The organism is Barnesiella sp. B2-R-119 (genome assembly GCF_023656675.1).
GTDB classification, from domain to species: domain Bacteria; phylum Bacteroidota; class Bacteroidia; order Bacteroidales; family Barnesiellaceae; genus Barnesiella; species Barnesiella intestinihominis.
The window spans coordinates 40,473-50,327 of the sequence record NZ_JAMOKL010000009.1 but is presented as its reverse complement, the minus strand read 5'-3'; the positions used below and the strand labels follow the sequence as shown (position 1 = coordinate 50,327).

The following is a 9,855-nucleotide window of genomic DNA, read 5'->3' as shown; positions in this document are numbered from 1 at the left end:
AGAAGTTAAGCCCCGCCACGCCGATGGTACTGCGCAAGTGGGAGAGTAGGTAGCCGCCAACTTATAGGAGAGAAAGCCGGAGAGGGGAACCCCTTCGGCTTTCTCTTTTTGTATATAGGACTCACAACGAGGCAAGGCAGGAGAGACACATGAACGCCCCCAAAGTTCCGAAAAGGTAAAAAGCTGTTCAAAGCGACACTTTTACCCCTCTCCCCCAGCCGTGTCCCGCAGCAAAATATAGGGGAGCTGTCCAAAGGACGGAGGGGTTAAATATACAAACAAAAATCCTTTCCTATCTTTTCACCTCTACCCCGAAGAAACGGTGGTTTCTTCGGTCTTTTCCCGTCGTTCCCGACGCTACTCCATACCCCTGATTTTCGGTTAATAACCCTTTGATAATATCTAATATATAGATTAATATCCTTAAAGGAAATCGTTTGGAGAAGGGTATGACAGCAGTGATTATAATTTTGCGAATGGGATTTTGGGTTGGGGACGGAGATATTCTTAAAAAGCTTTTGATAAAATAGAGATATATAAAAAAGAACGAGGAGTATGAATACTCCCCCTTCCAAATGTTTTCACAACGGAATAATCCTTATTGTGATTTGCTTTCAAATTTGTGTTGACAAATATACATATAATTTTTTTATACTATTGTATTTTTCGATAAATTTTTTTATGTTTACATATTAAATATAATAATACCATAAAATATATAGTAGGCATGAAAAACATCTTAGGATTAGATTTAGGTTCATCGAGTATAGGTTGGGCTGTTATAAGAGAAAATTCAGAAGAACAGGAGTTGGTAGCTATGGGTAGCCGAGTTGTATCGCTTACAGCCGCAGAACTATCTTCTTTTACACAAGGAAATGGGGTGTCTATAAATTCACAGAGGACTCAAAAAAGGACTCAACGTAAAGGATATGACAGGTATCAATTGCGTCGCACATTGTTAAGGAATAAGTTGGATACATTAGGAATGTTACCCGATGACTCTTTATCTCATTTGCCTAAACTTCAATTGTGGGGATTAAGGGCAAAGGCTGTTACGCAACGAATCGAGTTGAACGAGTTGGGGAGAGTTTTGTTACATTTGAATCAAAAACGTGGATATAAGTCAATAAAAAGTGATTTTTCGGGTGATAAGAAAATAACCGATTATGTAAAAACTGTTAAAACCCGTTATGATGAATTGAAAGAGATGAGACTGACTATTGGGGAATTATTTTTTCGAAGACTGACAGAAAATGCTTTTTTTCGTTGTAAAGAACAAGTATATCCCCGTCAGGCTTATGTCGAGGAGTTTGATTGTATTATGAATTGTCAAAGAAAATTTTATCCCGATATATTGACTGATGAGACAATCAGATGTATTAGAGATGAGATTATATATTACCAACGACCGTTAAAGTCGTGCAAATACTTGGTGTCGCGCTGTGAATTTGAAAAGCGTTTCTATCTGAATGCGGCCGGTAAAAAGACCGAAGCTGGCCCTAAGGTAGCACCGCGCACTTCTCCATTGTTTCAAGTATGCCGTTTGTGGGAGAGTATCAATAATATTGTAGTCAAGGACCGTCGGAATGAAATTGTTTTTATTTCGGCGGAGCAAAGAGCAGCTTTGTTTGATTTTTTGAATACTCACGAGAAACTCAAAGGTAGCGATCTCTTGAAACTGTTGGGTTTGTCCAAGACGTATGGTTACCGGTTGGGTGAGCAGTTTAAGACTGGAATACAAGGGAACAAAACCCGAGTGGAAATCGAACGAGCTTTGGGCAATTATCCTGATAAGAAAAGATTGTTGCAATTTAATCTTCAAGAGGAATCTTCGTCGATGGTTAATACTGAAACGGGTGAGATTATTCCCATGATTAGTCTGTCGTTTGAGCAGGAACCGCTTTATCGGCTGTGGCATGTATTGTATTCGATTGACGATCGGGAGCAGTTACAGTCGGTGTTGCGACAGAAATTCGGAATTGATGATGACGAGGTTTTAGAACGACTGAGCGCTATCGATTTGGTGAAAGCTGGTTTTGGAAATAAATCGAGCAAGGCTATACGTCGCATATTGCCATTTTTGCAGTTAGGCATGAACTATGCAGAAGCTTGTGAGGCTGCTGGGTATACCCATAGCAATAACTATACAAAGGCTGAAAATGAGGCGCACGCTTTGCTGGATAGATTACCGGCGATTAAAAAGAACGAGCTTCGGCAACCAGTGGTTGAGAAGATTCTCAATCAAATGGTTAATGTGGTGAATGCGCTTATGGAAAAATATGGACGATTCGATGAGATCCGTGTGGAGTTGGCTCGTGAATTGAAACAAAGTAAAGAAGAACGTTCTAATACATATAAAAGTATAAATAAGAATCAAAGGGAAAATGAGCAAATTGCTAAACGTATAGTTGAATATGGTGTGCCAACTCGATCTCGCATACAGAAATATAAAATGTGGGAGGAATCGAAACACTGTTGTATCTATTGCGGGCAACCGGTAGATGTGGGGGATTTTTTGCGAGGATTTGATGTCGAGGTAGAACATATTATTCCTAAATCATTGTATTTCGACGATAGTTTTGCAAATAAAGTTTGTTCTTGTCGTAGCTGTAATAAAGAGAAAAATAATCGCACTGCATATGATTATATGAAATCAAAAGGCGAAAAAGCCCTGTCCGACTATGTCGAACGAGTTAACACAATGTACACAAACAATCAAATCAGCAAGACCAAGTTGCAAAATTTATTAACCCCAGTCGATAAAATTTCTACCGATTTCATAGATCGACAATTACGAGAGAGTCAGTATATAGCAAGGAAAGCCAAAGAGATTCTGACATCGGTTTGTTATAATGTGACGGCTACGAGTGGTTCGGTTACCAGTTTCTTGCGACATGTTTGGGGCTGGGATACCGTATTACACGATCTTAATTTTGACCGATATAAGAAAGTGGGTTTAACCGAGGTAATAGAGGTAAACCATAGGGGCAGTGTCATTAGGAGAGAGCAAATAAAGGATTGGAGTAAGAGATTCGATCATCGCCACCATGCCATTGATGCACTTACGATTGCCTGTACCAAACAGGCGTATATTCAGCGTCTGAATAATTTGAGAGCAGAAGAAGGACCGGATTTCGACAAAATGAGTTTGGAACGTTATATACAGTCACAACCTCATTTCTCAGTTGCACAAGTCCGTGAGGCTGTTGATAGAATATTAGTGTCGTTTAGAGCCGGTAAGCGTGCGGTGACTCCCGGCAAGCGATATATTCGTAAGAACCGAAAACGTATTTCCGTCCAGTCAGTTTTAATTCCACGAGGTGCGTTGAGCGAAGAGAGTGTATATGGCGTAATTTATGTGTGGGAGAAAGATGAGCTAGGTCATGTTATACAAAAGCAGCGTGCTGTAATGAAGTATCCGATAACCTCGATTAATCGGGAAATGTTGGATAAGGAAAAAGTTGTGGACAAGCGTATTCATAGAATCCTTTCCGGTAGGCTTGCTCAATATAATGATAATCCCAAAGAGGCGTTTGCTAAACCTGTATATATAGATAAGGAGTGTCGTATTCCAATTCGCACGGTTCGTTGTTTTGCGAAGCCGGCGATTAATACGTTAGTTCCACTCAAAAAAGATGATAAGGGAAATCCTGTTGCTTGGGTCAATCCGGGGAACAATCATCATGTTGCTATTTATAGAGATGAAGATGGCAAGTATAAGGAACGAACCGTTACATTTTGGGAAGCAGTGGATCGCTGTCGGGTAGGTATACCGGCTATTGTCACTCAACCAGATACTATTTGGGATAATATACTTCAGCGAAACGATATATCTGAAAACGTTTTAGAATCCTTACCTGATGTAAAATGGCAATTTGTTCTTTCATTGCAGCAAAATGAGATGTTTATTTTAGGAATGAATGAGGAAGATTATCGTTATGCTATGGATCAACAAGACTATGCATTATTGAACAAATATCTTTATCGAGTACAAAAATTAAGTAAAGGTGATTATAATTTTAGGTATCATACAGAAACTTCTGTCGAAGATAAGTACGATGGAAAGCTCAATTTGGAATTGTCTAGGCAGATGGGAAAACTAAAAAGGGTGAGTATAAAGTCGTTATTGGGATTAAATCCTCATAAGGTGCATATCTCAGTTTTGGGTGAAATAAAGGAAATATCATGATCAAACGCACATTATATTTTGGGAATCCCTCGTATCTGAGTTTGCGCAATGCCCAGCTAGTACTGCGTCTGCCAGAAGTGTCGAATAACGACACATTACCCGATACTTTCAAAAAGGCGGCGGAGCGGACGATTCCTATCGAAGATATAGGAGTGGTCGTACTCGATCATTCGCAGATAACAATCACACAAGGATTGCTCGAAGCCCTTCTCGAAAATAATTGCGCTATTATCACTTGCGATAAAAGTCGTTTGCCTGTGGGACTCGTACTACCCCTTTGTGGGAACACGACACAAAACGAACGGTTCCGAGACCAACTTAATGCTTCGTTACCTTTGAAAAAGCAACTTTGGCAACAGACAGTGCAGCAAAAGATTGCCAATCAAGCTGCAATTTTGGAGAGTCGGGGAATTGTAGCCAAAAATATGCGGGCATGGGTGGGCGAAGTCCGTAGTGGAGACATCGATAATATAGAGGCACGGGCTGCCGCCTATTATTGGTCGAGTATATTCCCTCACCTCGATAGTTTTCGCAGAGACAGAGACGGTGATCCTCCCAACAATTTACTCAATTATGGTTATGCCATTCTTCGGGCTGTTGTCGCCCGGTCGCTCGTTATTAGCGGGTTGTTACCTACCTTGGGCATACATCATCATAATCGTTATAATGCATATTGTTTGGCCGATGATGTGATGGAGCCTTATCGCCCCTATGTCGATGGCTTGGTCTGTGAAATCATGGAAAGTGGAAAAGACTATTCGATGTTAACGACCGAATTGAAAGCAAAGCTATTGTCTTTACCAGTGGTAGAGGTAGGCATTCAAGGGCGGCGTAGTCCTTTGATGGTCGCAGTCGCCCAAACTACCGCCTCTTTATACAAATGTTTTAACGGGGAGTTACGTAAAATCATCTATCCAGAATTATAATTAATATGGATAGATTCAGCGAATATCGTATTATGTGGGTATTGGTATTTTTCGATTTGCCAACAGAGTCGAAACGGGAACGTAAATTATATGCCGACTTCCGTAAGAAACTGTTACAAGATGGGTTTACTATGTTCCAATTTTCCATTTATGTACGGCATTGTCCTAGTCGGGAGAATGCCGATGTACATATCCGCCGGGTGAAGCTTTCTTTACCGCCGTTTGGAAAAGTAGGTATTCTCTGTGTTACTGATAAACAATTCGGTATGATGGAAATTTTCTATGGGAAAAAGAGGTAAAGCCACAGGTTTTACCTCAACAACTCGAACTCTTTTGAAAAACAAAAAGCCGGTTTTTTAACCGACTTTTTGATAAAATACAGCTTTAATTTTTAATTCTAATTGATTTTGTAATTGTTTGACTATTAAATTGCTATACAAATTGTGCTGTATTTAATGTGTCAAAGATACAAATTTGAAAGCGAATCACAACTATGCTTGTCCTTGCAGTTACATTTCCGAAGCTGTATTTAATGTGTCAAAGATACAAATTTGAAAGCGAATCACAACCGCCGTACTGCGTACGTCCTGACGCTAAAGCTGTATTTAATGTGTCAAAGATACAAAGAACTTGCGTAATAATGGCAGGATAAGGGTGAAATTTGATAAGTGGTTGGTACATATACCATTTTTGTGTTACCTCACCATATTGTTAATTTCGGCAGAAGGAGCCGTATATGGTGGGTATTAGAGAAAGAAATGCTACCTATCCGTTGCCTTTTTATGGAAGGGAAAGTTGGTAGAAACAGCATCTTTAATCTCTTGCACATACCCTACAACAGCCACAAAGAACGCTTGTTTTTTCTATCATTGCACTGAAAAAGGTAATCATTTTTTCTCGTTGGAAGAAAAATACGGGAATGAGATTAATTGTCAAGTACTTGTTGCCTTGTTCCGCTATGTTCTACATGCCGTTCATTAACTCTGTAAAATTTATTTTTGCAACCAAAGAAATGAGTTATGAATCAGGCAGATGTAAAGGTGTCGTTCTACCTCAAAAAGAGCGAAGCAGATGCCAAAGGGAACTGCCCCGTAATGGCAAGGTTGAATGTCGGCAAGTATTCAGAAGCGGCATTCAGCGTTAAGATGTCTGTGCCACATACAATGTGGCACTCAGGTCGTGCTACGGGCAAGAGTGTCGCAGCACGCGAAATCAACCGTCAGTTAGACGAGATCAGAGCCTCGGCTCTACATATCTATCAAGAACAATCGGCAATACGAGAAGGAGTAAGTGCCGAAGATGTCAAGTGCCTGCTTTTGGGTATGGCTTCGAGGCAGCAGACCTTGATGAGTTATTTCCGCGCCTTTATCAAGAACTTCGAGAAACGTGTAGGTGTGAATCGTGTCGCAGGTTCTCTTCGTGCTTACAAGTATGCCTATATGCATGTAGAGAAATTCCTCAATGAGAAATACAAACTGCCAGATATTCCCTTTACGGCACTCGATCGTTCGTTTATTGAGAAATATGATCTTCACTTACGAACAGACTGCCATTTGGCTCTTGGTACGATAGTCCATCTTACAACCTCTTTTAGAACCATTATCAATGAAGCCGTAGCAGATGGTATTCTTACTTTCAATCCATTCTGGGGTTACGAGCCTGAACGCCCACAGCGTGAACAGAAGTATCTCACGGCAGAGGAATTAGAGTTGATTATGACAACACCATTGCATAATGCAAGACTTTACATCGTCAGAGATTTATTCTTGTTCTCCTGCTACACCGGAATATCTTATGGAGATATGTGTATGTTGACCAAAGAAGATTTGGTAACGGATGAAAACGGCACGCTCTGGATACGGACCTCCCGTAAAAAGACCAAGGTCGAGTATGAGGTTCCGCTCCTTGAGGTTCCCTTACATATACTTAATAAGTATCGTGATGTAGAGCCCAATGGAAAGCTGTTGCCTATGTACAGCAATTCAGACGTAAATCTTTCCCTAAAAAAGATTGCCGCAATATGCGGTATCAACCGTAGAATCGTCTTTCATGCGGCCAGACATACATACGCTACAGAGATTACTCTCTCGCATGGTGTACCATTGGAAACGGTCAGCAAGATGCTGGGACATACACGGGTGGATACCACTCAGATTTATGCCAAAGTAACCGATGAAAAGATTGATGCTGACACTAAAAGGCTCGACAGCAAGATTAGTGAACGCTTTACAATCGCCATTTGAAACCATTAAAGCGACTAAATATGAGAACAGACAAGAATACAGAGAATCAGAACACGAAGCGTCGCAGTACCTTCGCCATATTGTTCTACATCAACCGCACGAAAGTACGCAAGGATGGTATGTGCCAACTATTGTGTAAAGTTAGCATTGATGCTGAATGGGAACAAATCGGTACGAAAGTATCGGTGAATCCTTCTATCTGGAATCCCGATAAGGGTCGTGCCGATGGTCGTAGCGAAAATGCCGTAACGGTAAACAGAGCCATTGACGAACTTACCAAGGGGATAACCGAACACTATAATCATATCAAGAAGAGTTTAGGCTTTGTTACCGCAGAACTTGTCAAGAACGCAGTCAAGGGTATCGGCCAAAAGCCTGTAACATTGCTTGCCCTCTTCCGTGAACATAACGAGGAGTTCAAGAAGCGTGTTGGCGTGGATAGAATCAAGGAGACCTACGATTGTTATCAACGCTCATACAAGCACCTTGCAGCGTTTATTCAGGAGAAACGAGGTGTGGAAGATGTCACATTGCGAAGCCTTGACAAGGTGTTCTATGACGACTTTGAGATATTCCTGCAAAGCGATTGTCGTCTAAGTCCCAAGACGGTACACGAACATTTGTATAGACTGAAAAAGATGACAATGCGAGCCGTCAGTCAAGGCACTTTGCGTAGAGATCCTTACTGTCGACTACATCCACCGTTGCCTAAGCGCAAGAGCCGACATATGAAGTTGGAGGATCTTAAAACCTTGATGTCAACGCCTGTAGATAAGCCTCAATTGCAACGGGTACGCGATTGGTTTATCTTCTCGACTTTTACAGGATTGGCATACGCTGATTTAAGACGGTTATCCGTGAACGATATAACACAGGCAGAAGATGGCAGCTGGTGGATACACATCAAGCGTAAGAAGACTGACACACTATCATCTATTCGTCTGTTGGATATACCACTTCGGATTATCGAAAAGTACAAGCATGAGCGGCAAAGTGATAAGGTATTCAATACCTGGGATCGAAACTATATGTCAATGCTAATGCAGGAGTTGAGTGAGGTGTATGGCTTTCATATTACCTACCACAAAGCTCGTCATAATTTCGGAACGCATATTACTTTATCGCTGGGTGTACCTATTGAGACGGTAAGTAAGATGATGGGACATACCTCCATCACCACCACACAGATTTATGCCCATGTTACGGATAAGAAGGTTGATGAGGATATGAAACGCTTGCGTGAGGTTACAGCAGACAAGAAGATAGAACTCGCAGATGAGGGTCTGAAGTTTGAGAGATGTATCAAATGGAAGCGGACAACAGTATAAAAACAATAGCAACGGCCTCAAATCGGGGTCGTTGCTATTGTTTAGGGTCATACCCATCGCTGTTCCTCTACGCAGCGTTTATGGGAATCATTGAGAATCTTTTCAATCTCAGACTCCTTGTAAAGAGCTTTGCCCTGAACAAGGTAGTAAGGTATTGCACCTGCCGAGCGATACTCCTGCAATGTGCGGCGGCTCACTCTGAGTATCTTGGAGAGTTCCTCATCAGTCAGAAACCTCTCATTGTTCAATGTAGGTTGTACCAGAGTCTCCGTCTTTTGAAGAATTTTGTTTACTCGTCTCAAACGCTCAAGTATCTCCGCGATATGCGGGTCAGTCTTGTCTATAAAAAAGCTGCTCATGGTCTTTTCTTTTTAATGGGGTGATAAGTGCTGTCAATGAATCTCTGAATATCCTCGGGTTTGTAGAATATCTTGTGCTTTATGCGTGCAAACGGTATCAAGCCCTTCTCTCGGTACACTTGCAGTGTTCGTTTCGAGATGCGGAGTATCTGACACACATCCTGGTTATCCATCCAGTTCTTTAGGCCAAGATCCTGATTAGGTCGGCATAGTCTGTTCACTCTATCCTCAAACTCGTTGAAGTGGCTGCATATCTCATCAAATGCCTTCTTATCTATACATACGATTTCCATATTCCATACTTGTTTTGAGGTTAGACATTGGGATTATTTCTCATGCTTGCCGGAAGTGGCAAGCCCTTCTGCTCGAAGAAGTCCTTGACCTCGGAAGCCTTGTAGTATGTGCGTCCGTCAATCATATAGTAGCGGATAAGTTTCTTCTGGCGGTAGCGAGCAAGGGTACGGTGAGTCACGCCAAGCAGTTTGCTCAGGTCGTAGTTATCCAGCAGGGTATCGCCATCGAGACACTCCTTCATCTTGTTCTGTCGCTCCAGCATCTTCTCAATCTTATCGAAGCGTTCCATCAGTTTGTAGAACATCGCATGGGCGGTTTCATTATTTATCTGTAACATCGTATAATCTGTTTAAGTGTAAATAATCGGGTTACTACACCGTGTTGCGCAACAGGTTATACTATCTAAAGGGCATTTGGCGTGCCAACGACATGAAATGACATAAAAAGACACCGATACAGCATTGTGTATCAGTGAAATAAAAATTTTCAGCGTAAAAATCGGGGCTTTTTAAAGTA

The 9,855-nt window shown here is 41.4% G+C and carries 7 protein-coding genes and 1 pseudogene; 5 read left to right on the top strand and 3 right to left on the bottom strand.

Annotated elements, in window-relative coordinates; genetic code table 11:
• Positions 1 to 727 precede the first annotated feature (727 nt).
• The 5 genes and pseudogenes from cas9 (at position 728) to NBH06_RS13455 (ending at position 8,686) form a co-directional block, all read left to right on the top strand.
• The gene (gene cas9, locus NBH06_RS13475) at positions 728 to 4,189 is read left to right on the top strand and encodes a type II CRISPR RNA-guided endonuclease Cas9 (protein WP_250794786.1); all 3,462 of its coding nucleotides are present in this window, start codon (positions 728 to 730) and stop codon (positions 4,187 to 4,189) included.
• Positions 4,186 to 5,115 (top strand): type II CRISPR-associated endonuclease Cas1, encoded by a 930-nt coding sequence (gene cas1, locus NBH06_RS13470; RefSeq protein ID WP_046416594.1) that lies wholly within the window; start codon positions 4,186 to 4,188, stop codon positions 5,113 to 5,115. The genes cas9 and cas1 overlap by 4 nt, the downstream gene beginning before the upstream one ends.
• Positions 5,116 to 5,120: 5 nt before the next feature.
• Positions 5,121 to 5,452, top strand: a pseudogene (gene cas2 / locus NBH06_RS13465) (CRISPR-associated endonuclease Cas2).
• Between the two features lie 682 nt (positions 5,453 to 6,134).
• Positions 6,135 to 7,358: a site-specific integrase gene (locus NBH06_RS13460; RefSeq protein WP_250794784.1), complete on the top strand. Its 1,224-nt coding sequence runs from the start codon at positions 6,135 to 6,137 to the stop codon at positions 7,356 to 7,358.
• Positions 7,359 to 7,378: 20 nt separating this feature from the next.
• Entirely contained in the window at positions 7,379 to 8,686 is a 1,308-nt protein-coding gene (locus NBH06_RS13455) for a site-specific integrase (RefSeq protein ID WP_195664424.1), read from the top strand.
• A gap of 47 nt (positions 8,687 to 8,733) precedes the next feature.
• Here NBH06_RS13455 and NBH06_RS13450 read toward each other — a convergent pair whose 3' ends face one another.
• The 3 genes from NBH06_RS13450 to NBH06_RS13440 are packed head-to-tail and all read right to left on the bottom strand — an operon-like array spanning position 8,734 to position 9,676.
• On the bottom strand, positions 8,734 to 9,045 hold the full coding sequence (locus tag NBH06_RS13450) for a helix-turn-helix domain-containing protein (protein WP_005793988.1): 312 nt from the start codon (positions 9,043 to 9,045) through the stop codon (positions 8,734 to 8,736).
• Positions 9,042 to 9,338, bottom strand: coding sequence for a helix-turn-helix domain-containing protein (locus NBH06_RS13445; protein ID WP_005793990.1), 297 nt, complete (start codon positions 9,336 to 9,338; stop codon positions 9,042 to 9,044). The genes NBH06_RS13450 and NBH06_RS13445 overlap by 4 nt, the downstream gene beginning before the upstream one ends.
• Positions 9,339 to 9,358: 20 nt before the next feature.
• Positions 9,359 to 9,676, bottom strand: coding sequence for a helix-turn-helix domain-containing protein (locus tag NBH06_RS13440; RefSeq protein ID WP_057327233.1), 318 nt, complete (start codon positions 9,674 to 9,676; stop codon positions 9,359 to 9,361).
• Positions 9,677 to 9,855 lie beyond the last annotated feature (179 nt).

Excerpts from the sequence above, each read along its gene's own strand:
- cas9 (WP_250794786.1), top strand. The coding sequence starts at position 728 with ATGAAAAACATCTTAGGATTAGATTTAGGTTCATCGAGTATAGGTTGG.
- cas1 (WP_046416594.1), top strand. The coding sequence starts at position 4,186 with ATGATCAAACGCACATTATATTTTGGGAATCCCTCGTATCTGAGTTTG.
- NBH06_RS13460 (WP_250794784.1), top strand. The coding sequence starts at position 6,135 with ATGAATCAGGCAGATGTAAAGGTGTCGTTCTACCTCAAAAAGAGCGAA.
- NBH06_RS13455 (WP_195664424.1), top strand. The coding sequence starts at position 7,379 with ATGAGAACAGACAAGAATACAGAGAATCAGAACACGAAGCGTCGCAGT.
- NBH06_RS13450 (WP_005793988.1), bottom strand. The coding sequence starts at position 9,045 with ATGAGCAGCTTTTTTATAGACAAGACTGACCCGCATATCGCGGAGATA.
- NBH06_RS13445 (WP_005793990.1), bottom strand. The coding sequence starts at position 9,338 with ATGGAAATCGTATGTATAGATAAGAAGGCATTTGATGAGATATGCAGC.
- NBH06_RS13440 (WP_057327233.1), bottom strand. The coding sequence starts at position 9,676 with ATGTTACAGATAAATAATGAAACCGCCCATGCGATGTTCTACAAACTG.